Source organism: Streptomyces sp. NPDC020917 (assembly GCF_044333795.1).
In the GTDB taxonomy this organism is placed as follows: domain Bacteria; phylum Actinomycetota; class Actinomycetes; order Streptomycetales; family Streptomycetaceae; genus Actinacidiphila.
In genome coordinates this window covers 1-24,326 of the sequence record NZ_JBIRRR010000034.1, presented here as the reverse complement: position 1 = coordinate 24,326, position 24,326 = coordinate 1, and the positions used below count along the sequence as shown (strand labels likewise).

General features: G+C 68.7%; 15 protein-coding genes. 6 read left to right on the top strand and 9 right to left on the bottom strand.

Annotated elements, in window-relative coordinates; translation table 11 throughout:
• Positions 1–18 precede the first annotated feature (18 nt).
• Positions 19–7,698 (bottom strand): DNRLRE domain-containing protein, encoded by a 7,680-nt coding sequence (locus tag ACH4TG_RS39610; RefSeq protein ID WP_398247975.1) that lies wholly within the window; start codon positions 7,696–7,698, stop codon positions 19–21.
• A 1,472-nt stretch (positions 7,699–9,170) separates the two neighbouring features.
• On the opposite strand from ACH4TG_RS39610, the gene ACH4TG_RS39605 reads away from it, so the two are divergent.
• A complete protein-coding gene (locus tag ACH4TG_RS39605) occupies positions 9,171–9,677 on the top strand; it encodes a hypothetical protein (RefSeq protein ID WP_398247945.1) in 507 nt (168 codons plus the stop codon).
• A gap of 112 nt (positions 9,678–9,789) precedes the next feature.
• On the opposite strand, the gene ACH4TG_RS39600 is transcribed toward ACH4TG_RS39605, so the two are convergent.
• Together ACH4TG_RS39600 and ACH4TG_RS39595 are read right to left on the bottom strand one after the other, a co-directional pair.
• Positions 9,790–11,838, bottom strand: a complete 2,049-nt coding sequence (locus ACH4TG_RS39600) for an acyltransferase family protein (RefSeq protein ID WP_398247943.1) — start codon at positions 11,836–11,838, stop codon at positions 9,790–9,792.
• Positions 11,839–12,236: 398 nt separating this feature from the next.
• Positions 12,237–13,598 carry an MFS transporter gene (locus ACH4TG_RS39595; protein ID WP_398247941.1) on the bottom strand — a complete coding sequence of 454 codons (1,362 nt, stop codon included), beginning with the start codon at positions 13,596–13,598 and terminating at the stop codon, positions 12,237–12,239.
• A 73-nt stretch (positions 13,599–13,671) separates the two neighbouring features.
• On the opposite strand from ACH4TG_RS39595, the gene ACH4TG_RS39590 reads away from it, so the two are divergent.
• Positions 13,672–14,049: an ArsR/SmtB family transcription factor gene (locus ACH4TG_RS39590; RefSeq protein WP_398247939.1), complete on the top strand. Its 378-nt coding sequence runs from the start codon at positions 13,672–13,674 to the stop codon at positions 14,047–14,049.
• Positions 14,050–14,238: 189 nt separating this feature from the next.
• On the top strand, positions 14,239–14,724 hold the full coding sequence (locus ACH4TG_RS39585; protein ID WP_398247938.1) for a hypothetical protein: 486 nt from the start codon (positions 14,239–14,241) through the stop codon (positions 14,722–14,724).
• Positions 14,725–14,826: 102 nt separating this feature from the next.
• Here ACH4TG_RS39585 and ACH4TG_RS39580 read toward each other — a convergent pair whose 3' ends face one another.
• A complete protein-coding gene (locus tag ACH4TG_RS39580) occupies positions 14,827–15,423 on the bottom strand; it encodes a GNAT family N-acetyltransferase (RefSeq protein ID WP_398247936.1) in 597 nt (198 codons plus the stop codon).
• Positions 15,424–15,616: 193 nt separating this feature from the next.
• Positions 15,617–16,570 carry an aldo/keto reductase gene (locus tag ACH4TG_RS39575; protein ID WP_398247934.1) on the bottom strand — a complete coding sequence of 318 codons (954 nt, stop codon included), beginning with the start codon at positions 16,568–16,570 and terminating at the stop codon, positions 15,617–15,619.
• Positions 16,571–16,717: 147 nt separating this feature from the next.
• Here ACH4TG_RS39575 and ACH4TG_RS39570 point away from each other — a divergent pair, with 147 nt between their 5' ends.
• The gene (locus ACH4TG_RS39570; RefSeq protein ID WP_398247933.1) at positions 16,718–17,638 is read left to right on the top strand and encodes a helix-turn-helix transcriptional regulator; all 921 of its coding nucleotides are present in this window, start codon (positions 16,718–16,720) and stop codon (positions 17,636–17,638) included.
• Positions 17,639–17,678: 40 nt separating this feature from the next.
• Here ACH4TG_RS39570 and ACH4TG_RS39565 read toward each other — a convergent pair whose 3' ends face one another.
• The 3 genes from ACH4TG_RS39565 to ACH4TG_RS39555 all read right to left on the bottom strand — a co-directional run bounded on the left by ACH4TG_RS39565 (position 17,679) and on the right by ACH4TG_RS39555 (position 21,085).
• On the bottom strand, positions 17,679–18,797 hold the full coding sequence (locus ACH4TG_RS39565) for a hypothetical protein (protein ID WP_398247931.1): 1,119 nt from the start codon (positions 18,795–18,797) through the stop codon (positions 17,679–17,681).
• Complete coding sequence (locus ACH4TG_RS39560; RefSeq protein ID WP_398247929.1) at positions 18,769–19,314, bottom strand: hypothetical protein; 546 nt, start codon at positions 19,312–19,314, stop codon at positions 18,769–18,771. The genes ACH4TG_RS39565 and ACH4TG_RS39560 overlap by 29 nt, the downstream gene beginning before the upstream one ends.
• Before the next feature lie 172 nt (positions 19,315–19,486).
• Positions 19,487–21,085 (bottom strand): cytochrome bc complex cytochrome b subunit, encoded by a 1,599-nt coding sequence (locus ACH4TG_RS39555; RefSeq protein WP_398247927.1) that lies wholly within the window; start codon positions 21,083–21,085, stop codon positions 19,487–19,489.
• Positions 21,086–21,395: 310 nt separating this feature from the next.
• Here ACH4TG_RS39555 and ACH4TG_RS39550 point away from each other — a divergent pair, with 310 nt between their 5' ends.
• Positions 21,396–22,730, top strand: coding sequence for an NAD(P)/FAD-dependent oxidoreductase (locus ACH4TG_RS39550; RefSeq protein ID WP_398247925.1), 1,335 nt, complete (start codon positions 21,396–21,398; stop codon positions 22,728–22,730).
• Between the two features lie 203 nt (positions 22,731–22,933).
• Here the strand turns inward: ACH4TG_RS39550 and ACH4TG_RS39545 are convergent, their stop codons facing one another.
• The gene (locus ACH4TG_RS39545) at positions 22,934–23,668 is read right to left on the bottom strand and encodes an HAD family hydrolase (protein WP_398247923.1); all 735 of its coding nucleotides are present in this window, start codon (positions 23,666–23,668) and stop codon (positions 22,934–22,936) included.
• 93 nt (positions 23,669–23,761) lie between these two features.
• Here ACH4TG_RS39545 and ACH4TG_RS39540 point away from each other — a divergent pair, with 93 nt between their 5' ends.
• Positions 23,762–24,238 (top strand): GNAT family N-acetyltransferase, encoded by a 477-nt coding sequence (locus ACH4TG_RS39540; RefSeq protein ID WP_398247921.1) that lies wholly within the window; start codon positions 23,762–23,764, stop codon positions 24,236–24,238.
• Positions 24,239–24,326: the final 88 nt, after the last annotated feature.

Here is a 24,326-nt window from a genome sequence, read left to right as displayed (position 1 = left end):
CAACCTATCGCACGCGCGTCATGCCAGCGGGACGACAGGAATGGTTATGGGCCCGGGAAGTCCAGGCAGTTTGAACGGATTGTGCGCAGGATCGGGAATCTTGATGTTCTCGTGCCACCAGTCCCTGAACTGATTCCACTTCGATTCCGGCTGCTCCTGCGGCTGCTCTTGCGGCTGAGGGGCAGGCACCGTTTTGGGCTGGGGCGGAGTCGTCCTTCGGTAGAGCACGATCCCGGTGGGAGGCGGCGAGGCGTGCGGTGCGGAATAGACGGTGTCAATCCCTGCCGTGCGAGCGACCGGAACGGGACCGACGGGCGGCAGGTCCCACCCGAGTTGGGCGTTGTCACCCCGCTCGGTCATCTTGGAGATGTACAGGGCGATCTGCGGGTAGGCCTCGCTCTCCGAGTCTTCGGCTTTGACTTCCCAGACGTACACCACGCCGTTCTTTGCGTGAAGCATGATGTCGGGGTAGCCGCAGACTTTGTCATTGCCCTCGTTCTTCAGGCTTGCACCCTTGACGCAGTTGAACATCTGCCGGGTCGTGAAAGTCCCACCACCCGCCTGCTCGAATTCCGGTGTTCTCTTGATGTTTGCGATCGTTGCGACGATGGCAGCCTTGTGCTCGGCGTTGTAGTCGAGCATCTGCTTCACGAAAGCCTGCTTGGCCATCTTGGCGGCGTACTTCGCCACGGCAGCAGCGAATTGCCGCAGGCACTCATCGAAGCAGTCGTCCGGTCGATGGCCGTCGAGTTCGATGTTCGATGTCGGGTTGCCGCCGCCGAAGGCGTAGCGGTTGCCGGTCAACGGGTCCGTCGACAGGTTCATGTCGGCCAGGGCGCCGTCGTACATGTCCCTGGTGGTGAAGGTGTTCAGGCCGGGATCGTAGTCCCGGAATCCCATGTCGTAGGTCCCGGAGGCCTGGTCCCAGCGCTTGGCGTTGAAGCGGTAGGCGTTGTACGGCTCCTTGGTGGGATCCACCGTGTCGGGCTTGTCGATCCCGGTGAATTCGGAGGTGTCGTTGCTGCCGTAGGCGGTATAGCCGTACGTGGCCGTGGTCTGGCCGGAGGAATCGGTCAGCGTTTCGACGTCGGAGTGGCTGTTGTAGCCGTAGTAGGCGTCGGAGGTGGTGCCGTCGGTGTTGTGGGTGACCTGGGAGAGGAGTTCGCCCCATGGCGAGTACTGGTAGGACTTCGACAACTGGCCGGCCACGGTCTCGTCCAGGACCTGGTCCGAAAGACCCAGGTAGGTGAAGTCGGTGGTCTTTCCGTTCACCGTCTTCGATGTGGTGCGGTCCAGCGGGTCGTATGTGTACGACGACGTCGTGGAGGTGCCGCCGGCGCCGAGCTTGGTGTTCTTGGTGACGTGGTCGAAGCCGTCGTACGTGTTGCGCTCGACGACGGTTCCGCCACCGGTGATGGTGTCCAGGCGACCGTACGGGTCATAGTTGTAGGCCGCCGTGGTGCCACCCGAGGCCGAGGACAGCAGCCGGTTGCGATCGTAGGTGTACGTGGTGGCGGTGCCCGCGACGGACTGGGAGATGACGTTGGCGTTGGCGTCGTGGACGTACGTCTCGGTCTCCGCGCCGTTACCCGACTTCACCGCCTTCGACAGGCGATCCACCGGGTCGTAGGTGTAGTCGGTGGTGGAGTTCAGATACGCCGTGTGGTTGTCGGCGTTCTGTTTGCTCGCCACGTCCTTGGCCTTGTTCCCGTTCGGGTCCCAGCTCAGGGTGTGGTCGTCGACCAGGGTGCCGCTGGAGGTCTTCTCGGTCTGGGTGTGGACCTCGCCCGAGGGCCAGTAGGTGTAGTCGACCGTGTTGCCGTTGGCCTTGGTCTGCCGCAGTTGCTGTGCGCGGTCGGTGTAGGTGTAGGACGTGACCTTCGGCGACGCGTCCGTGGCGGAGTCGCCCACCTTCACCGTCTGGACCAGTTCTCGCAGGTCGTAGGTGTAGGTGGAGTACTGGCCGGGTTGGTCGACGGTGTCCGGCTGCCCGTCCGGGTCGTAGGTGTAGGCGGTGTGGGTCTTCTCCGCCCCGCCTGCGGACTCGGTGACCTTGGCGATCTGGTCCAGGCCGTTGTAGTCGATGCCGTAGGTGTCGACCGCGGTGCCGGGCGAGGCGTCGACGATCTTGGCGAGGTTGCCGTTGGGATCGTAGGAGTAGGTGAAGTCGTGCTTCTCGTTGTCGGGGTCGGCGCTGTTGTTCCGCACCGCCTTGACCGCGTCCGCCACCACGGTGCCGCCAGCGTTCTGCGCCAGGGACACCGAGGACGCGTTGCCCTGCTTGAAGGCGGCCGATCCGAGCGAAACCCAGGTGCCGGTGTTCCGGGTCTGGTCGATCGAGGTGGTTGTGGTGGTGCCGTCGTCGTGGTGCAGGGTGTAGACGGCTGCCGTGGACGCGCCGGTCACTTGCGGGTACTTGGCGTAGAGGGTGTAGGTGCCGTCCTGGGGGATGTTCAGTTGCCAGGAGAAGGCGTCCGTCCCTGCGCCGGCTGCGTGGGTGCGGTAGTCGTACCCCTGGTGGTCGCCGCCGGTCGACGAGTCGGCCCAGGTTCCGGTGGTGGTGGTGTTCTGGGTGTCGGAGTTGTCGACCAGCTCGGTCGCCAGACCCACCGGGACGCCGTCGTCGCTGCGCGAGGCGAGCGAGCCGTCGGGATAGTAGCCCCAGCTCATCGTCCGGCTGGAGGCACCGGGGGTGGCGGTGAGGGTGCCGTTGGCGGCGACGCTGACGCTGCCGGCCGCGTACAGACTGCGCGTGGTCTGCAGACCCAAGTCGTTGTGGTCGTAGGCGGTGGTGATGTCCCACGGGTCCGTGGAGGTCTTGGCCTGCCCGTCGTCCCAGTAGGTGTAGGTCGTGTCGTTCCGGACGGTCTGCCCGTTGGAGGGCGGTGCCGATGTCCTGCTGACCCGCCCGGCGTCGTCGTAGTAGGTGTAGGTGGAGACGGGCTTGTTGTAGGTCGGGTCCGCCGGATCGTAGGGCTGGATCGTCTCCTTGGGCCGGTTCAGCTCGTCGTACGACGTCTGGGAGACGAAGGCCGTGGTACTGCCCGCGGCGTTGGCCCGCGGGGAGATCGCCTTGGTCTGGTTGCCGACCTGGTCGTACTCGAGGCTCGTCGTCCGGTACGTCGGGGCGCCCGCTGCGCCCTGGTAGGGGGACTGGACCTGAACGGCCTTGCCGCGCTCGTCGTACGACGTCGTGGTGGTGTTGTTCTCCTCGTCGGTCGCCGTGGTCTGCAGGCCGTCCTTGTCGTACCCGGTCTTGCTGACCTTCCCGGCGGCATCGGTGGCCTGGTAGGGCCGGTGGTCGAGGTCGTAGTCGGTCTTGCTGGTGTAGTCGGTGGTGTCGGCCGTGGCGTTCTTGATCGGGTCGATCACCTTCGTGGCGTTGCCGACGTCGTCGTACTGGTACGACAGCTTGTCGCCGTTGGCGTTGACGACATCGGTGAGTTCGCCGATGGCGTCGTAGGTGTTGGTGGTGGCGTAGTCCGTGGCATCCGTCGTGGTCAGGGTGCCTTTGGGCTCGGTGGTGGTCTTCAGCTGGCCGACGGCGTCATAGGTGTAGGTCGTGGTGCGGTCCGGGTCGCCGACGTGGTCCTTGGGCGCGGTCGCGGACTTGATCTCGTCGGCCTCGTCGTAAACGGCCGTGGAGACAGCCCCGTTGGGCGCGATGGCCTGGGTGACGTTGTCGTTGGCGTCGTAGACCGGTGCGGGGGTGGTGATGTAGACGCCGCCCGCCTGGTCCTTGGGGATCTTCTTGACCAGCGGCCGGCCGTAGACGTCGTAGGTCTGCGTCGTGGTGTGCCCGAGTTGATCGGTGACCGACAGCACCTGGCCGAGCTGGTCGTACGCCGTCGTGACGGGCTTGTTGTAGGGGGCCGGACCGGTGGTGGTCTCCGGGTAGCCGTTGGGGTCGAAACCGCTGAAGACGGTGGTGTGCTGGTTGGCGTCGGTGGCCGTCTTCAGCTGACCGTAGGCGTCGTAGGTGTAGCTGGTGGTGTAGTCCCCGTCCGTGGCGGTGGAGACGCCCTTGGGGTCGGTGACCGAGGTGAGGTTGCCGAAGGAGTCGTAACCGAAGAGCCACTCGCGGCCCTCCGGAGAGGTCTTGGTGTGCAGGTCCGCGCTGTAGCCGTCGAGGCGCGTCTGGTAGGTGTAGACCGTCGCGGGCCAGCCGTTCTTGACCGCCTCGGCGTCCTGCATGGTCAGCGGGTAACCGGTCTTCGCGTCGTACGTCCACTTCGTCGTGGCGCCGTTGTCCTCGACCAACTGGCTGACGTTGTTGTCGGCGTCCCAACTGAGCTTGGTGATCTGGCTCTTGGCGTTGGTCGTCTGCACCGGGCGGCCGAAATCGTCCGTCACAAAGGTGGCGTCTTGTTGCAGTGCATCGGTGACGGTGGTGTCCGTGAATGCGTTGTTGCCCGCATCCGCCCCGTAGACGAAAGATGTGCCGTTGGCGAGCCGGTCGCTGATGGTCTTGGTCCACCAGTGGTACTTCGGGTCGTCACCCGACTTCGGCTCGTTGTAGGCGAGTTGGGTGGCGTGGCCGCGGGGGTCGGTGATCGTGACCAGCTTGACGTTCTTGGTGCCCTGCGTGGCGTCGTAGGTGAAGGCGAAGACCTTCGGCCGCGCGGAGCCGGCGCCGTCGGTGAGCTGGGCCATCAGGCCCTTGTCGGTGTAGAGGAAGGTGACCTTGCGGGCGGGGTTGGTGCCGTCGCCGAGCGCGGTCATCGACGCGAGGTGGTCGATGATCTTCGGATTGGTGAGGTTCGAGCCCTGCTGGACGGTGCCGGCGTCGTCGACGTACGAGTACGCGTCGCCCTTGTTGTAGTAGGTGAGGGTGAGGGTCTGCCGGCCGGTCGGGTCGGTGATGTACTGCAGGAACTTCACCGGCTTGTTGTTGGACTTGCGCGTGGCGTAGGTGAACGTCTCGGTGTTCCCGTTCTTGTCGACGATCGACGTCGTGTAGCCGTCGCAGTCGTAGAAGAACCGGGTGCCGTCGGGGCCGGTCATCGACCAGGCGTCCGGGGTGTCGTCCTTGTCCTTGCCCGGCGTGCAGTCCACTCCGCCCTTCGGAGCGAGCAGATAGTGCACGCCCGCCGGAGCCTTGAAGCTCCCGTCGGACTGCTGGGTGAACACCGACGAGGTGCCGTCGCCGTCGATCAGCGTGACCGTGGTCGGATTCGGGTTCGGGTGGAAGTCCAGTGCCGCACCCAGGCGAATCGGCGCGGAGGCTTGCGGGGACCAGCCCGGGCCCATCACGGTGTCGGAGGTGTCCAGGGAGTTGTAGGCGAACCGCGCGAACGTCCCCAGGCCACGACCGGGGTTGGTGAACGCGTTGTACGACCAGACCGCGTTGCCCGAGGCGAGGTTGTTCATCACCGTCGAGCCGGCGCCGGTGTTCTTGCCCGCGTAGGAGTAGAACTTCTCCAGGCCGATGGTGTCGGAGGTCGGGTCCTCGATCGTCTCCGCCTGGGTCAGGCCCGCGACGCCGCCGGCGGAGTTCCACGTGCTGGTCGTCTTGTTGTAGGCGTCCCAGGTCAGCGTGTACGCGGTACGCGCGTTGGTCGGATTACCGGAGTCGGCGTTGGTGGGGGCCTTGACCTGCGCGTGGAGGGTGGCGGTCTCGCCCGGGGACAGGTCCTGCGGCAGCGCGGTCTGGATCTGGTTGCCGCCGTTGGTCACGTCCGTGCCGTCCGGCAGCGTCCACCGGTAGGAGAGGACCTCGCTGGCCGCCGGCCACACCGCGTTGGTGGTGTTGGTGACGCTGACGTCGACGTTGTACGTGGTGCCCGGCGTCATCCGCGCCGGCGTGGTCGGCGCGTAGTACGTCGAGTCGGTCGTGGCGTCGACATAGGTCACGTCGAGTTGCGGGCGCAGTTGCGGTTCGGCGGTTTCCGAGGACGCGAAGATCGTGCGTTCCTGTGCTCCGCTGGTGGTCGACTCGTTGGCGGCCTTCAGCAGGATCCCGTGGTTCGAGGTAGGACTGTTGATCCAGCCCTGGGTCAGCGATGTGGCGTCCCACCAGTGCCGCACCGGGTCGTTGGTGATCGACGCGACGGTGTCGGAGACCGTTCCGGAGAAGTCGCCACCGGCCGCCGTCCAGGGGGTGGTCGAGTTCGCGTTGTTCCAGGTTGCGGTGGCCTCGTCGAAGTCCCGGTTCAGCGCGTGGAGTTCGTAGGTGGCCTTCCCGCCGCCGGTGTTCGTGGTGATCGTCGACCAGGCCTGGAACTGGGCGTTGATCACCCGTGCCGTGGAGGGCAGGGAGGTGGTGGGGAACTTCAGTGCGGCGCGGGTCGTGCCGTAGGTGCCGGAGTTGTTGCCCACTGACAGCCACTGCTGGTTCACCCCGTCGGAGGCGATGGTGTCGTGCGCCGTGGTGGGCTGCAGCGAGGACAGTGTGGTGTCGGTCTGTCCGGCCTGGATGATCTGGGTGGTCTGCCCGGCTTTTGGCAGCTCCGCCAGCTGGACGGGGCCGCCGATGACCTGTCCGCCCTTGGTCTTCACCGCGACTTCGTAGTACACGGCGTGGAACGGGTCGGTGGCATCCGCGGGTGTGGGGATCGCGGTGGTGTCCGTGAACGAGGTCGTGCCCGATGCCACCGGGGCGACGAGGGTGGCCGCGGACGGGGTGAAGCCCTGGAACACCGAGCGGTGCACCTGGTACTCCGCCAGGTCGTTGGCCGGGTCGCCGGTGGTGTTGCTGTAGGCCGGCCACGACAGCTCCGCGCCGGTCGCGTGGATCACAGTCGGCACCTTCACCGCCACACCCGGCGTGCCGTAGGTGATCGTCAGCTTCGGGTAGGTCGCGGTCTCACCTCCGTACCCGAACTCCGACGCCTCGTACAGCGGTCCGCCCTGGCCCAGCGTCGACTCGTCGGCCGCCTGCAGCACGAACCCGTAGTTCGCGGTGCCGTTCACCCACTTCTGCACCGTGTCGGTGACGGCGAAGTTCTGCCACTTGTCGTACGAGCCCGCCGCCTTCGTCAGCGTCGTGCCCGGCTCCACCAGCCGCACCGCGTCCGCGATCACCGCCGTCGTCGCCGACGCCGGCCCGTCACCCAGCACGATCTTCCCGGCGGTACCGGCCGCGAACGGCAGCGCGGTCCCGTTGTTCAGCGACCGCCACACCCCTCCGGTGCCGGCCGACTGGTCGATGGTGCCGTTGTACGTGCCGCCGTTGTACGTCACCGTGTACGGCGCGTTCGTCGCCCGGTCCGACGCCGGGATCGAGTGCACGTCCACGCGGTACGAACCGGCCGCGGGAACCGTCGGCTGCCAGGTGTACGTGTCCCCCGCGACCGCGTCCTTGTTGTACGCGTAGTCGCCGTTGACCGCGTACTGCGTGTACGCCGTGTTGCCCGAATACGGCCACGACCCCTTCGCCGCGGTGCCGGCGTCACCGTCGTCCAACTGGATCGTGGTGCCCGACAGTTCACCCGACAGGCCGCTCGCGCTGCTCCACGTCGCGTTCGTGGCGTTCCACGACTTGGTGGCGCGGTGCGCCTCGATCACCACACTGCTGGTGTTCGAGGTGTGCACCTGGTTGTAGTACACGCCCAACTGCGCCGAGGTGATCTTCGTGTTCGCCGGGATGCCCGTCACCGGGAAGTACAGCATCGACCGCAACGTGCCCGACGCGGTCGTGCCCACCCCCAGCTGCCACGTGCCGTTCAGGTTCGTCGTCGGCTGCGTCGAGTCGATCATCACGTCCTGGGACGTGGACGGGGTCGGCGCCAGCACGATCGTCGGGTCCACCGACACCGGGAACCGGCGCCCGGGCGCCGACAACCACTTCGCGTCCGGTGTGAGCGTGATCTGCCAGGTCGAACCGTGGCGGACCAGCTTCTGCGCCACCGCGCCGTGGGTCAGATCGGTCACCGGAGAGTCGCTGTTCGCGGGCGCCTGGAACATCACCGCGGCCGGGATCACCACCCGCGCACGGCCCGTCTCGTCCCCGCCGTACAGCGCGATCGACCCGTCCGCCTGCTGCTTCGGCGTCAGCCCCTGCGTGTCCAGGTCGAACGTGAACGACACCGGGCTCGCGGGGCGTTGCGCAAGGACCAGGTTCTCCTTCACCGCCCCGCGACCCACCGTGTAGGTCGCGTCGACTCCCGGCAGCAGCCCGGAGTAGGTGACCACATCACCTTTCGCGGCAGGCTTCGCCGAGGGCGAGGCACCCTCCAGACGCAGCGCCACCGCGTGCGAGGCGTCCGCCTCGAACCGCACCAACTGCCCGCCGCTGCCTCCGAAGTAGGACTTCGCGAGGTTCGCGGTGTTCGCCAGCCGGTAGTCCTTGCGCGGCGACGTGCCGACCGCGGTGTCGATGGCCTTCCAGTCCGACCCGGCCTGGTACGACGTCGGCACCGCCGACACCTCGGCCTGCGTCGTACCGTCCGACATCGCCCAGAACCGCGACGACGACGTCCGCCGCGCCGTCAACTCCCGTGTCCGGCGGGCCGGGGCCGCCTTCTTGCCCGCGGGCAGCTTCTGCCGGTCCGCGATCGCCCCCGCGGGGCCGTTCACCGGATCCGGCACATGATGCTCGTGCGACATCCCCGGCGGCGCCGCCCCCGAGCCCCCCTTCGCCGGCTCGGCAGCCACCGCAGGGACATATAAGAACGAAGTCAGCAATCCTCCGCCTGCGGCAGCTGTCGCAAGCCGTCTGAACCACCGTGCCCGCATAACCAGTCTCCCCAACTCGGCCAGCAAAAAGGGCAGCCGGAACCAGGCCATCCGAAACGGAACGCGCATCGGTCAGGACCGATGGCGCAAACGCGCCGCATGGCCGGGAAGCACCCGTGGTGGTGCCATGAGTGCTCGACCGATCGCGAATTCAAGGATTTTTACCTGCCCGTGGTCAACCTCCCGCACACCCCACCCGAACAACTGCCAAAACAAACAAAGGAGTCATATCGAGTCACCGATCACGGGTGACTTCTCCCGATTTGCTGGGCATTAATGCCATCCCACGTGATCACAGGCAACGAGCGAAGTATTGCTCAATCTTGACTCTCGTTCGGACATTAGGCACGGAACGAAACGCTCCACATTCCCGAGCGAGCAAGTATTCGGAAAGCGGAATACTCACTTCCCCAGGTCGGGGTGTCGAAAATCAATGCCACCGGGTATAAACGAGCGGGCAGCTCCAGCAGCGGCTCCACGGGAAAGGAATGTCCGTGAACATCCCGGAAACCAGGCAATCGACGGAAAGCGAACGGCCTGCCGCGGACCCGCACGACGCTCCTGACGGCTCGTCCAGCGAGGCCCTCGCCGTGCGAACGGGGCCGCGGTCGGCCCGGGTCTTCCTCGGCGGCGTGATCGCTGTGGTCGCCTGTGTGGCCGCGGGCATCGTCTGGCTCGTACTCCCGCATGGCGGCGCCCGCTCCGGCAACCACACCGGCGGGGCCCGCCCCACCGTCCCCGTCGGCTACACCGTCAGCGGCAGCGGCAGCGCCCGCATCACCTACACCCGACCCGACGGCACCAGCCGCACGTTCACCGCGCACCTGCCCTGGCAGCAGACCACCGCGGTGACCGCCGGCCGCCCCGCCGCCGTCACCATCGTCCTCGGCCCCGACGGCGGCCGCGCCACCTGCGCCCTCACCGTCCACGGCACCGCCGTCCAACACGCGACCGCCTACGGCACCTACGGCCGCGCCACCTGCACCAACACCGCCAACTGAGCCGCGCAGCACTCGTCCTGTCGACCAGGCCCGACCGCACCGGTGGTGTAACCACCGCGTCTGCGTGCAGCTCAGGCCCGGAGCAACCGCCCGGCACTGGCCTTGTCCTGCGTCAGCCCCGTCGCGGGACGTGGTCCAGGTTCGGTCCGAACAGGTGGGTCAGGCTGCTCCCCAGGAGCGGGGCGATGGCGGTGGCGTAGCTCTCGGCCATGTGGCTCGCGTCCCGGTAGACCACGGTGTTGCCGACGACGACGGGGCACCGGCCGTTCACGCAGAACCACGCCTGGGGGTCGATGACGCTCACGCCGGCCTGACGTGCCGCCGCCAGGTTGGTCCGGTGCACGTTGGGTTCCGGGCTGTCCTGGGACTCCGCCTGGGTGCAGCGGCCAAGGTCGTCCGAGTGGTTGGCGGCGCAGTCCACCGCGTCACCGTGGGGCCAGGGGGTGTCCAGCAGGGCGACCACCTCGGTGCCGCCCTTCTTCAGTGCCCGGTAGGTGGTCGTGAAGCCGTTCAGCCATTGGGCGTTCACGTCGGCCTGGGGCTTCCACGTGCTCACCACGTCGGAGGAACTGGTGATCACCACGGCGGGGTGCGCGGCCTCGATCTTCGCGACGGCCTTGTCCCGCCAGGTGTCGCATGCGGTGTAGCGGGTGTTCTGGAACTTCTCGGTGACCCAGGCGACCTTGCAGGATGCCTTGGCCAGGGTGATGAGCTTCCAGCGGTGCTGAATTGCCAGCTCCTCCATCGCCGGGAACCACTGCGCCGCGTGGGAGTCGCCGTAGAGCGCGACGACCGTGGAGCTGGACCTGTCACCGAACTCGCAGTCGGCGGGGACCGTGTCGCTGGCGTAGGAAGCCATGCATCCGTCGCGGTAGATGGCCGACTTGGTGGTGTCCACGGACCTCAGTCCCTGGACCAGGTTGGCCGGGAGGGCATGGTCCGGGTGCGCCAGCAGCTTGTGGAGGGCCGCGAGGGGGTTCTTGGCGGAGGCCACGGTGCGGGCCACAGAAGCCGCGATCCCGCTCGAGGCGAGAGGGGGCGGGAACTGCGCCGCCGCCAGGGCGATCGCAGCCGCGCCCGAGGAGAGCCCGAGCCCGAGCCCCAGTCCGCGGGCAGCGCTCCGCTTGAACACGCGGTTGAACCGGACCGGGTTCTCCACCAGGCGCAGTGTCAGCCAAGCCAGGAGCAGGCCCAGCGCCGCGGCACCGAGCCGCACCTCGCCGATGCGCAGGCCGCCGCGAACCGCGTGCGGCAGGATCACCATCAGCGGCCAGTGCCACAAGTACCAGCTGTAGGAGAGGCCGCCGATCCAGACCGCCGGCCGCAGCCCGAGGACGGCCCCGGCGCCGAACCGGCCGCAGGCGGCTCCGCCGGCCAGCACCGCGACGGCCCCGAGCACGGGCACCACCGCGTACCAGCCAGGGAAACGCGTCGACGAGTCGTACACCAGGGCGGCGTAGGCGATCGCTGCCAGACCGGCCCAACTGAGCGGTGCCGCCACGAAGGTGGGAATGCGGTCCAGCCGGTCGGCGCCGAGGGCCAGCAGCGCGCCAAGGCCCAGCTCCCAGGCGCGGGTCTGCGTCCCGAAGTACGCCCAGGGGGAGTTGCCCGCCGTCAGCGAGATGTCCACCGCGAAGGACAGCGCGCACAGCAGTACCAGCGGAAGGGCCACCAGGCTGCGGCGCCGCAGCAGCCGCCAGCTCCCGAACAGCAGGACCGGCCAGACCAGATAGAACTGCTCTTCCACGGCCAGGGACCAGAAATGCTGGAACGGGGACGGGGGCGCGGTCGCGTTGAGGTAGTCGGCGCCGTTCGCGGCCAGGCGGAAGTTGACGAAGGAGAAGGCGCTGGCGACGGCGTCGCCGGTGTAGTCGACGAATCGGACCTTGGACAGCCACAGCCACGCACCCACCAGGGTGCACACGCCCACCAGCGTGGAAGCGGGCAGCAGGCGCAGCGCCCGCCTGGCGTAGAAGCGCCCGACGGCGATGCGTCCGGTGGAGATCATCTCGCGGTGGATCTGCGAGGTGATGAGGAAGCCGGAGATCACGAAGAACACGTCCACGCCGACGTATCCGCCCGCCAGATGGCGGACGCCGGCGTGGGAGAAGACCACGAGCAGGACCGCGGCCGCGCGCAGTCCCTGGATGTCCAGGCGCATGCCGTGACGCGCGGACCCGTGGGTCGTCCCCGCGGACGGTCCGGCGTCCGGCCTGTTCGTCGGTGCTGGTGCGAGACGGTCGTGCGCCACCTGGTCCCCTCGGGGATAGCGGAGGGCGGGCCGGAGGTGAGGCCACCGCAGGCAGCGCGGACCGGTCACTTGACGCCTGAAACCCGTGGCCGCCCAGGGCCGTGCACGCACTCGTACGCGGTCGCCGCAGCAGGCCCGGGCGGCAGGCGCCGGCCCGGAGACAACAGTCGAAACGTAACCGAAGGCATTTCCTGGGAGGGCCGCTCAGGGCGATGTTCGCGAGCTGGTTCCCCGGCATTCACGGCACGGTCCGCATCCGGCCCCGTCCCCGAGACCGCACCGAGATGCTCCGCGGAGGCCGCCCCTTGTCAGGCGAGCTGCGCCTTCGCCGGGACGCGCGGCGCGAACAGGGTCAGCGCCGAGGTGAGCGCGATGGCGGCGGCGCCGACGATCAGGCAGCTGATGAACCCGTGGCCGATGTCGTGGGCCGTTCCCAGCAGGGGGCCGACGACCGCGACACCGATGGCAGAACCCACCTGCCGCGAGGTGTTGAACACCGAGGACGCGGCACCGTGCAGGCTCGGCTCGACCACGGCGATGGACTGCGCGGTCATCGTCGATACGAGCACCCCGGAGAACAGTCCCGCAGGAAGGAGAGCGACGACGAGGGGCCACAAGGACGCCGCGGTGCTCGCCCAGGCCACGGCGAGGAACGTGACGCCGAGGGCCACCTGGCCGAGGCCGAGAACGGTACGGCGTCCCAGGCGTTGCGCCATGGGGGCGGCGCAGAGCGTTCCGACCGAGATCAGCCCGGTGAGGGGCAGGAACAGCAGGCCGCTGGCGATGGCGCTGAGGCCGCGGGCCTGCTGGAGCATCAGGCTCATCGCGAAGAGCAATCCGTAGAACGCGAAGTTGAACAGTGCCCCCTGCGCGGCGGTGGCGGTGAACACGCGGTCGGCGTAGATGCCGAGCGGCAGGAGCGGTGCCCGGGCCGTCCGCTCCACGATCACGAAGCTCAGGCCGCCGACGCCCGCCAGTGTGATCGCGACCAGGACGGCCGGGCTGCCCCAGCCCTGGGAGGGCCCTTCGATCAGCGCGAACACCAGGCCGCCGATGAGGAGGGTCGCCGCGGCCATGCCGGGGAAGTCGAGGCGACGGTCACGGCGGGGCACGTTCGGCATCGAGCGCAGGCTCCACACGAGGGCGGGGATGCCGATCACCACGTTGACCGCGAACACCGCTCGCCAGCCGGCGACCGAGACCAGAACTCCGCCCAGCAGCGGGCCGGCGGCCATCCCCAGTCCGCCGGCCGCGGCCCAGCGTCCCACCAGGCGGTGCCTGGCCTGCTCGTCGACGGCGGCCGCGGTGGCGAGCACCAGGGCGCTGGGGAGCAGCAACGCCGACCCGACGCCTTGGATCAGCCGCGCGAGGTTGAGGACAGGCATGGATCCGGCGACGGCACACACCGCCGAGGACGCGGTGAAGACGAACAGGCCGGTGACGAAGCTTCTCCTGGCACCGAGGATGTCCGTGATCGCGCCGGCTCCGAGCATGACCGCCGCGAAGGACAGCGTGTAGGCGTTGACGGCCCATTCCAGTTCCGGCCGCGAGGCGTGGAGGTGTGAACCCAGCTGGGAAAGCGCGAGGTTCACGATCGTGCCGTCGACGAAGACCATGAAGGCCGCGATCAGCGCGAGCGTCACGAGACCACGCCTATGTTCGATAGTCATGGAACTAACGTACCTCGTAGTTCGAGACTCATGGAACAAAGGAGGCTATGCTGGGGGCAAGGAGGTGCAGGAGATGGCGAGCCAGGAAGCCGCACAACCCGCAGCCAGTGCGACCACCCTCGACGTGACCACGGTGCTGCGGGCGCTCTCCGACCCCGTGCGGCTTGAGCTGGTGCGTCAACTACGCGCTTCGGACGCGCCGATCGCCTGCGGCACCTTCGATGTGGCCGTCGCAAAGAACACCCTCAGCCACCATTTCAAGACCTTGCGCGAGGCGGGCGTGATCGTCACGCACCGCAAGGGGACCCAAGCTCTCAACACCCTGCAGGAAGACGAACTCGACGCAGCCTTCCCGGGTCTTCTGGACGCGATCCTGCCTCGCCGGGTTCGTCGGGCCTCGACGACGACCACAACTGCCCCGCCGACCCGTAGGACTTCGGCGGCGCGGTGACGCGGTGCCGCGGTGACGGCGCCGTGCCGCTCCATCTGACAGCGTCACGGCGGAATGGCTGATACCTCTGCCAACCACACGGTACGGGCTTGTTGCTGTGCGCACACCCGGGGCACCATCGAGGCCGACGACCGGGGGGACTCGTCCAGAGGGGATCGGGGCTCCCGGCGATCAGCAGGGGGGATCCTCATGAACGCTCCCGCACGCCTGGCTGCCGCCTGTGCCGCACTGGCGGTGGCCACGATCGGGTTCGCCGGCCAGGCGTCGGCCAGCCCGGATCCGGGAGGCGCCACCACCGCCCGGGCGGTCGGCGCACCCGTCACGCCGGCGGTGGCTCTGACCGTCAACTGTTCGACGACGGGCGCCAAGGGCGGTGCCACGGTCTCGAACTGGAACAACGGCCCCGACGACAAGCTCACCGTCCAGATGGGCGTCTACGACACCGCGGCGGACGGCCACAACGCGGCCATCAGGTTCATGACCAAGGGATACAACGGGGTCTGGCACTACTACGCCTGGCATCACGACACCGCGGGCAGCGGCACGGCCTACTACGTGAACACGACCGTGCAGGACACCAAGAACGGGATTTGGGGGGTGGGCGTCCAGGTCGCCGCGATGAACGGCAGCAGCACGATCGTCCACTCCTGCCAGGACACATGGTCCGTTGACTAGACACCGCCTGTGCGGTGAGCACGGGACTCCGGGCGCCGCCAGCCGCTGATGTCGGGGGCCGCGGGCGCCCCGCCGGGACTTCCGGCGGGGCGCCTGCAGCCGTCATGCCACCAGAACCCGCCTCGCCTGCTCACACGGCCGGGCCGGTCTGCGATCGGGGTTCGGGGGGCAGGGCCTCAGCAGTCCGCCCACCCACCAGTCGTGCGGCTTGCCGTCGTTGGCTACGCCGCGATTGCGCAGTGTTCCTTCGAGGGTGAAGCCGAGTTTCTCGGCGACGGCACGCGAGCCGGTGTTCCCGGCCATGGCCCACCACTCGATGCGGTGGACGTCGAGGGTGGCCCAGCCCCAGTCGCAGAGGGCCCGGGCGGCCTCCACCGAGTACCCGCGTCCGCGCTGTTCCCTGACCGCCCAGTAACCGAGCTCCCAGACGCCGCGGCTGACGAGGGTCAGGCAGTACGAGCCGACCAGGGCGCCGGTGTCCTTGCGGAACGCCCCGAGGGTGTAGTCCCTGTCCTCGGCCCACTGAGCGGGCAGCTTCTCGCCGACGAGCTGCTCCGCGTCCGCACGCCGGTACGGCACCGGAACCGGCGTGTAGAACTGGATGTCCTCGTCCTGGCAGGCTTCGTACACCGCGTCCACGTCGGCAGGTGTGAAGGCCCGCAGCACCAGACGGTCGGTCTCAAGAGTCACCGGATCCATCGCGGCAGTATGACCGCCCTCGACGAGCGGCGACCAGCGAATATCCCGCTCCAGCAGGGTGCGGTGCCCGCCCGGTTCAGCCTGCCAGTTGCTGCAGCCAACGCCCGCTGAACGGTGACGTCCAGGGCTACCGGGGGATGGTGGAAGGCAAGCACCGTACCCAACGGCGTCCGGGTAATAGGGACGACCACTGCTACATTTCCTGCTCCCACCAGCCACGCGTGTCGACGTCCGCGGCATCCGCCAGCGCCTCCAGTTCCGCGATCTCCTCGTCCGCGAGCTCGATGCCGCCAGCTCGGATCAACCCGTCGACGTAACCCGCCTTCGTGACCCCGATGATCGGGGTGGTTCCCTTGGCGATGGCCCAGGCGGTCGCGACATCGGCGGCGGACGCACCGCGGTCCTCGCCGATGGCCCCCATCCGGTCCGTCAGCGCCTGGAGTTGGGGCAGGATGCCGTTGTACACCGCAGCCCGGCTGCTCCCCTCCGGCAACGGATTCGCCGGGCTGTACCTGCCGGTCAGCGCTCCCTGCTCAAGGACCATGTAGGAGAAGAACCGCACGTCGAGCTCGCGGCAGTACGCGAGGATGCCCGCGCGCTCGGAGCCGCGGTACAGGAGGCTGAGGTGGTTCTGGACCGCCTCCACGCGGAAGCCGGCCTCGCCGAGGATCTGATCGGCACGAGCGATCTCCTCCATGTTGTGGTTCGAGACGCCGACATGCTTGATCTTGCCGCTCTCCAGCAGCGGGATCAGCGGCGGCGTCCATCGTGCGACATCGGAGGGATTGTGGATCCAGAAGAGATCCACATGGTCCGTGCCCAATCGGTCGAGGCTCTGCTCCAGCATGTCCGCGACCGGATCGTCGCCGTCGCCCGCGATCTGCGGGGTGAACTTCGTCGACAGCTGGTACTCGCTGCGGTCATAGCCCTTCAGTGCCTGGGCGAGGACGGACTCCGAGCGGCCCGTGCCGTACACCGCGGCGGTGTCCCACAAGGTGAACCCGTTCGCCTGCGCCTTCTCGACGACCTCTCGCAGGCCGGACTCGCTCAGCCGGCTGCCGAAATAGCCGTCGCCCGCCTTTCCACTGTCTCCCCAGGCCCATGTGCCCAACGCCACCGCCGGCACCGTCAGTGCCTTGCTCGTCATGTCCTACCTCCGCTGTTTTGTTCTCGGATCGTCCCGGGACGTTCGATCCCCAGGAGACCGCGATCGCCGCCACCGGAGAAGGTCGCGCTTATGGGGGGTACAAGCTCAACCCCCTTCGCGCCGTGACCAGTGGCTAGCATGAATGGCATGCACCAATCGTCCGGATACCGCGGGGAAATCCGGGACTTCCTTGCCGGCCGGCGCGCCAGGATCACCCCGGCGCAGGCAGGACTGCCCACCAGCACCCGTCGCAGGGTCCCCGGGCTGCGGCGCGAGGAGGTCGCCGTCCTCGCCGGCGTGAGCACGGAGTGGTACACGCGGCTGGAGAAGGGGCACATCGGCGGCGTGTCCGAGGACGTCCTTGCCGCGGTCGCCCGTGCCCTGCGCCTGGACGACGACGAACGCTCCTACCTGTTCGACCTGGCCCGGTCATCGCGGCACGAGAGCCGCACGCCGTCACGACGCAGGGACGTCGAGGTCCCGCCCCGGGTCCAGTGGCTGCTCGACTCCATGACGACGTCCTCGGCGTTCGTACGCAACGGCCGCACGGACGTCGTCGCCGGCAACGCCCTGGCCCGCGCCCTGCTCGCGCCGATGTTCGACAGCGCCACCACCGACGAGCGCGGCCGCCCCAACCTCGCCCGCTACATCTTCCTCGACCCTGGCGCGCAGGACTTCTTCGTCGACTGGGACGCCGCCGGCGGCGCCACCGCCGCCCTGCTGCGCGCCGAGGTCGGGCGCGAGCCCCGCGATCGGGCACTGCGCGAACTCGTCGGCGAACTGTCCACCCTCAGCCCGGAGTTCCGCAGCCGCTGGGCCGCGCACGACGTCCTGATGCGCCACGACGGCGTCAAACGGCTCCAGCACCCCGACGTCGGCCACCTGGAACTGACCTTCCAGTCCCTCGACCTGCCCCTGCCGGACCGGGCCGTGCATGACCTGATCATCTACACCGCCGAACCCGGCACCGCGTCCGAAGACCGGCTCCAACTCCTCGCCATCTGGTCGACCACGCAATCCCGGCCGCCGCAGCCCACCCGCCTTTGTCCTCAGCCCGGGCCGCTCTGATCCGTCGGTACGGGCGGACTGCGGCAACGCTCGAGCACCGTCACAGGGGCGGGGCTGGGGATGGTGTCGGGACGCGGCCTTCGGCCAGGACGTCGAAGCGCATCGTTGTGCCGGGCGGGTTGAGGGACGGGGTGCGGCGGCGCGAGCGCCACAGGAGAGGGCGGCCGAGGACGTCGCGGGCGAAGTGGTAACGGCGTTCCAGGACAACACCGATGGACGGCAGGGTGGTCGGCTCGATCTCGTGGACGATCTCGGTCGCGCCCTGGCGCACCCGCAGCAGTTCGGCGGTGGGCGCGGGCAGCAACTCGGGCCGGGTGCAGGACAGATCCGCCATCCTGCGCTGGACGAAGCGGCGCCGCGGGACGCCGTCGGCTCCCGGCAGGTCGTCGCTCTCGTACGGGTGCCAGTACGCGGTCTGACCGCGGCCAGGCACGTACGTGAACCACTGGCGCTCGCCGGGTTCGCCGCCCCGGTCGGGCAGCGCGAAGGTCGGGTTCGCGGCCTCTTCGGCAGGGGTGCGTTCGGGGCTCGCAAGGGTGTGCCCGGCGACCTGCTGTTCGACGGCCCACAGGACGTCGCTGTACTCGTCCAGGCCGAGCAGGACGTGCTCGATGACCGGTCCTTCCAAGGGCATCAGGGTGCGCAGCCAGACGACCAGGGAGCTGCCGTCGAGGCCGGTGGTGCGGAACAGCGACCAGCCGGCGGGCGGCGCCAGCGGGTACGTGCGCCCGAACCCGTCGGTGACGGTGGGCTGGTGGACGGTGAGCAGGTGCTCGGCCTGGGCGGGGACGGGGAAGACGAACCAGTCGTCGCTGTGCGAGGCGATGAGGTCGATCAGCAGGGTGGTGGCGAAGTGGCTGGTGTCGGGCGGGTATCCGCCGATGTCGACGGCCGCGTCCTCGATCTCCCACCAGCGGGGCAGCGGCGCGCCCGGGTACTGGAGCTGGGTCGGGTAGCAGGTGATCGCCTGGGACACCCTGTCCGCGGTGGCCGCGGCTCCGCCCGCGGGCGGGGAGGTCTCGGCGTCGGCGGCGAACCAGTCGACCCGGCCACCCCGGTGGCGGTGCAGCCGCAACTGCCCGCCGACGGCGGGGTCGCCGACCGGGAATCCGGCTTCGTAGACCAGCTCGTCACTCTGCCAGTGGTCTGCCGGCCGCACGGCGGGGATGCCGAGCCCAGTGAAATCCTTCGTCCACGTCCCAGTCGTCGTTGATCGTCGCGATCGACGCGTCCACCTTCTTGACGCCGCGCAGGACCCGGCCGACTTCGGGCGTGCAGCACTCCGAGCAGCTGAACTGCACGACCCGGCCGCCTGGTTGGTCTCCGAGCACGTGACAGCACGAGAGCAGCACGTCGGGGCGCTTGCCGTCGGGCACGCCCTCGGTGCGGGCGGCGATGCCCAGGGTGCCCGTGCCCACTTCCCGGTCCGGCTGGCCGGGCGCGGAGGTGTACCCGCGGACCGAACTGCCGCCGGCCACCCGCTTGCCGTGGGAGTCCGGCTCGCTCTTCTTCATTTCGACGACATGCGTCGTGACCCCGTCGATCAGCGGGGGGACGACCTGTCTGATCGGCGGCAGCCCCGAGCCCGGTTGCGCCAGGGCGATCACCCAGATGGCGAGCTCCCCGGTGGGGTGGCCCGTCGCATCCACGTTCCCGCCCAGGCCGACCCCGTACACCCTCTCGTCCAGGTGAGGAGGTACACCGTTCTCTGCCGTTTGATCCGCAACGTCTCGTCGTCGCCGGGCACCGCACCTCCCGCTGGTCAGCAAGGTGCACCCAGGGTAATTGACGGCCTTTGTCCGCTTCCCTGCCTCGCCGGGGGAATCACCCGTTGGTGATATCGCTGGATCAGGTTCCGTCCTTGGCTGACGGCTCGGGTTCGCGGTTCTCCTGCGCCTTCGGTTTGGTGATGTTGTTCTTCTCTCCGAACATCGCCTGGGACAGCCGTACGCGCAGGCGCGTGAGGTGCGTCGCCGAGGGGGCGCCGGGGGGCGCCGTGTCCTCGTCGCGGGCGAGGGAGGACAGGGTGAGCGGGGGCGGCTGCTCGTGGGCGGTCAACCGGTGGACCTTCTCCTGGGACAGCAGGGAGTGGACCTCGATGTACTCGCCGTGCGGCAGCAGCTTGATGATGCCGGTCTCCCGTCCGTGCAGGACGCGGTCGCGGTCGCGCCGCTGGAGGCCGAGCGCGATGCGTTTGGTGACGAAGTAGGCCACTGGCGGTACGACGAAGACCGCGATGCGGGCGGCCCAGGTGACGGCGTTGACGGACACATGGAAGTGCGTGGCGATGATGTCGTTGCTGGCGGCGACGAACAGCACGAAGTACAGGGTGATCCAGGCGACCCCGAGTCCGGTGCGCACGGGGCGGTTGCGGGGACGTTCGAGGAGGTGGTGGTCGGACCGGTCGCCGTTGATCCATGCCTCGAAGAACGGGTAGACGCCGATGGCGGCGAGTACGAGGCCGAAGGTGACCAGGGGGATGAGGACGTCGAGGACCAGGGTGTGTCCCCACAGGCGGATCTCCCAGCCGGGCATGATGCGTTCCAGGCCGTCGGCGAACCCCATGTACCAGTCGGGTTGGGACCCGGACGAGACGTGATCCGGGCGGTAGGGCCCGTACTGCCAGATCGGGTTGATCTGGGCGACGGCCGAGATGACGGCGATGACCGCGGAGACGAGGAGGAAGTAGCCGCCGGACTTCGCGGCACGCCGCCACAGCAGGGGCATGCCGACGGTGTTCCGGTCGCTGCGCCCGGGACCGGGAAACTGGGCGTGCTGGTGGTGGAAGAGCAGGATGAGGTGCACCAGCAGCAGCGCCGTCATCATCCCGGGGATCACCAGGAGGTGGATGGAGTTGAAGCGCGGCACGTAGTCCCGGCCGGGGAACTCACCGCCGAACAGGAACATCGACAGGTACGTACCGACCACCGGCGTCGACAGGATGCCGCCCTGCACGACCCTGGTGCCGGTCCCTGACAGCAGGTCGTCTGGGAGGTCGTAGCCGGTCAGCCCCTCGAAGAGGGCCAGCGGGAGCAGCCCGAACCCGGTGATCCAGATGATCTCGCGGGGCTTGCGGAACGCCCCGGAGAAGAAGGTCCGCATCATGTGGGCGAGGATGCCGGCGACCAGGATCAGCGCGGCCCAGTGGTGCATCTGCCGGATCAGCAGACCGCCGCGCACATCGAGGCTGATGTGCAGGGCGGACGCGTACGCCTGGGACATCCGGACGCCCTGCAGGGGGGCGTAGCCGCCGCGGTAGACGACGGTGTCCATCGACGGGTGGAAGAACAGCGTCAGGTACAGGCCGGTGACCACCAGCAGGATCAGGCTGTACAGGCAGATCTCGCCGAGCAGGAACGACCAGTGGTCGGGGAACGTCCTGCGCATGGTGTTCCTGGCCCACCGGTACAGGCCTCCCCGGTTGTCCATCCAGTCGGCGAACCGCATCCCGGAGGCCGGAGCGAAGGAGGTTCTCCGGACACCTTCGGATGAGCTTCCCCTGGCGGGTTGCCCGGGAGGCGGCGCACTGGCCGGGTCAGGCACGGTCTGCTCCCGAATGCAGCAGCGAAGGGCGGCGACCGGCCACATGGTGACCGTGTGGTCCATGTGAGACGGGTGTTTAGTATGCCTGATTTGAGCTATCTCGTAGCGCAGGACTGTGCAGCCACGCCGCGAGGCGGCCTTGTTCCTCCATGAGGCCGAACGTCGGCGTCCCGTTCCCGCAGGGGCTCACGTACGGCGTGAGGAAGGAAGCGTCATGTCCCGATTCCGTGTACTGATCGTCGGCGCCGGGTTCGCCGGATACGAAGCCGCCCGCGCCCTGCTCCGGCACCGCGGGCTGCGCGGACACGTCGAAGTCGCCCTGATCAATCCCACGGACTACTTCCTGTACCTGCCGCTGCTGCCGCAGGTCTCCTCCGGGGTCCTGGACCCCCGCCGGGTCGCCGTGTCGCTGCCCGGCACTCTGCCGCAGGCCCGGCTCGTACTCGGCGAGGCCCACGGGGTCGACCTGGACCGGCGCACGGTCTCCTACACCGGCCCCGAGGGCGACACGGGCAGCATGTCGTACGACCGGCTGGTGCTCACCGTGGGCAGCGTCAACCGGCTGCTGCCGATCCCGGGGATCGCCGAGCACGCGCACGGCTACCGCGGCATGCCCGAGGCCCTGTACCTGCGCGACCACATCACCCGGCAGATCGAACTGGCCGGCGCCACGGACGACCCCCGCGAGTGCGTCGCCCGGTGCACGTACGTCGTCGTCGGCGCGGGCTACACCGGCACCGAGGTGGCTGCCCAGGGCAAGCTCTTCACCGACTCGCTGGTCAGGCGGCACCGCGTACTGCGGTACGTGGACCAGCCGCGATGGCTGCTGCTGGACATCGCCGAACGCGTACTGCCGGAGCTCGACCCGCACCTGTCGCGGACCGCCGACCGGGTGCTGCGCCGGCGCGGCGTGGAGGTGCGTACCGGCCAGACCGTGCAGGAGGCCACCGCTGACGGCGTGGTGCTGAGCACCGGCGAGGAGGTCGCCACCCGCAGCCTCATCTGGTGCGTCGGGGTTCGGCCGGACCCGCTGGTCGACAGGGTGGGCCTGACCACCGTCAAGGGCCGCCTGGTGGTCGACCCGGACCTGACAGTCCCGGGTCACCCCGAGGTCTACGCGGCCGGGGACGCCGCCGCGGTGCCGGACGCGACCCGCCCCGGGTCCTACACCCCGATGACCGCCCAGCACGCGACCCGCCAGGGCAGGACCCTCGCCCGGAACATCGCGGCGTCCCTCGGCTACGGCACTGCCCGCCCCTACAAGCACCACGACCTCGGCTTCGTCGTGGATCTCGGCGGGTCGCAGGCCGCAGCCAACCCCCTGGGCGTGCCGCTGTCCGGCATCGCCGCCGGCGCCGTCACCCGCGGCTACCACCTGTGGGCCATGCCCGCGAACCGCGCCCGGGTCGCCGCCGAGTGGTTTCTGGACGCGGTGCTGCCCAAGCAGGCGGTGCAGCTCGGCATGGTGCGGTCGACCGCGGTACCCCTGGACACCGAGTCGCCGGAACTGCCGCGGACGCTGCCGACCAGGGGACCGCAGGGAAATTGAGGCGCCGCGGGGGCGCGTACGCCCTGCAACCGGACCGCCCGTACGGCCGCGAGTGATGAGCCCCCGGCCGCGCCGACGGGAAGCAGCTGACGTCCACGCGGACCTGGATGCCGCCCAGCATGGCCTGACCTGTTGCGGAGCTTGACGGGCCGGCACCGAAGGCGATCACCAGGGCCACGTGTCGCTGTCTCCGGCCCGGGCCATCAGGCGTTTGTGTGTGATGACAGGTGGTGGGGAAGGTCTGTGAGCCGTTCGATGCGGAGCACCGTGTCGCCTGCTGTCGGCGATGGTCCACCGGTGACGAAGTCGACGCCGCGGTCCAGCCAGATGCCGACGAGCCCGGCCAGGGCGGCCGCCTCCACATCGCTTTCCAGCATGTCGCCCACGTTGACCGCCTGTGTGGGGTCCGTCCGCATCCATCGGCAGGCAGCGGCGTACGCAGCGGGCTTGGCCGCACCGAGCTCGGTCGGGGTCAGGACGGCTTCGAAGTATCCGAGGAGGCCGAAGCGGGCGAGTTTGGCGCGCTGCTGCTCGGGGTCCCCGTTGGTGAGAACAGCCAGACGCGGTCCTCCGGGAAGCCGTTTCAGGGCCTCCAAAGCGGGATGGACATCGGGATAGCACTGCCAGGACTCCTCGAACGCCGCGAGGTAGCGTTCGGTCATCCAGGCATCCAGAAGGTCGGGGCTGTCGGGAACAGGCTCGCAGAGCATCGGCAGGAAGGAACGGATCCTGCGTCGGTGGTGCTCGGCGAAGGAGCACTGACCGGCCAGGTATTCCCGCATGTGGCGGGCCTCCAGCGTCCACCACAACGCCGCCAGTTCCTCCGGTGGAGCCGTCGCGTTCGGCGCAGCCTGGACGATCCGGCCGATCGCGTCGAGGACCGCGCTTCGGTGATCGACCAGGGTTCCGTCCAGATCAAAGAAGATCACACCTGTCACACGGTGATCATCTCGTGTGCCCGTCCCTGACGCCAGAGGCTCACGGGCTGGGGGCTGAAGCCCGCGGATGAGTGACCAGTTAGGGTCAGTGCCATGTCTGCCGTCGCTGAGCCCGCACCTGCTCATACCTTGCGCCCTGCGACCCGCGCCGACCTGCCTGCGGTGCTGGCTCTGCTCGCTGACGAGGAGCAGGTCGTGGACCCGGCGGCGGTTGTGGTGACGGAGGCCTACGAGCGCGCCTTCGTGGCCATTGACACGGACCCGCGCAACGAAATGCTGGTCCTGGTGGACGACGACGGCACGGTGGTCGGGTGCCTGCAGGCGACGTACATCCCGGGACTCGGCAAGGGCGGCGGCGAGCGTGCTCTGGTCGAGGCGGTGCGGATCCGCGCGGACCGGCGTGGGGCTGGGCTCGGCCGGACCTTGATGGAGCACGCGATCACGAGGGCACGCGCGCGGGGCTGCGCACTGGTGCAGCTGACCAGCAACAAGCAGCGTGAGGACGCGCACCGTTTCTATGCTGCGCTGGGCTTCGCACGTAGCCACGAAGGGTTCAAGTTCGCGCTTTAGAGGAGCTAACACAATGCTCGGATGCGTCTGAAGACGATGATGCAGCAGGCGAGCTTGAGGAAGGCCTCGTGGATGTCGTCGCGGACTT

Coding starts and splice junctions, on each gene's coding strand:
- ACH4TG_RS39600 (WP_398247943.1), bottom strand. CDS start 11,838: ATGCGCCTGGACATCCAGGGACTGCGCGCGGCCGCGGTCCTGCTCGTG.
- ACH4TG_RS39585 (WP_398247938.1), top strand. CDS start 14,239: ATGAACGCTCCCGCACGCCTGGCTGCCGCCTGTGCCGCACTGGCGGTG.
- ACH4TG_RS39570 (WP_398247933.1), top strand. CDS start 16,718: ATGCACCAATCGTCCGGATACCGCGGGGAAATCCGGGACTTCCTTGCC.
- ACH4TG_RS39590 (WP_398247939.1), top strand. CDS start 13,672: ATGGCGAGCCAGGAAGCCGCACAACCCGCAGCCAGTGCGACCACCCTC.
- ACH4TG_RS39575 (WP_398247934.1), bottom strand. CDS start 16,570: ATGACGAGCAAGGCACTGACGGTGCCGGCGGTGGCGTTGGGCACATGG.
- ACH4TG_RS39540 (WP_398247921.1), top strand. CDS start 23,762: ATGTCTGCCGTCGCTGAGCCCGCACCTGCTCATACCTTGCGCCCTGCG.
- ACH4TG_RS39595 (WP_398247941.1), bottom strand. CDS start 13,598: ATGACTATCGAACATAGGCGTGGTCTCGTGACGCTCGCGCTGATCGCG.
- ACH4TG_RS39580 (WP_398247936.1), bottom strand. CDS start 15,423: ATGGATCCGGTGACTCTTGAGACCGACCGTCTGGTGCTGCGGGCCTTC.
- ACH4TG_RS39610 (WP_398247975.1), bottom strand. CDS start 7,698: ATGATCGACTCGACGCAGCCGACGACGAACCTGAACGGCACGTGGCAG.
- ACH4TG_RS39550 (WP_398247925.1), top strand. CDS start 21,396: ATGTCCCGATTCCGTGTACTGATCGTCGGCGCCGGGTTCGCCGGATAC.
- ACH4TG_RS39555 (WP_398247927.1), bottom strand. CDS start 21,085: ATGCGGTTCGCCGACTGGATGGACAACCGGGGAGGCCTGTACCGGTGG.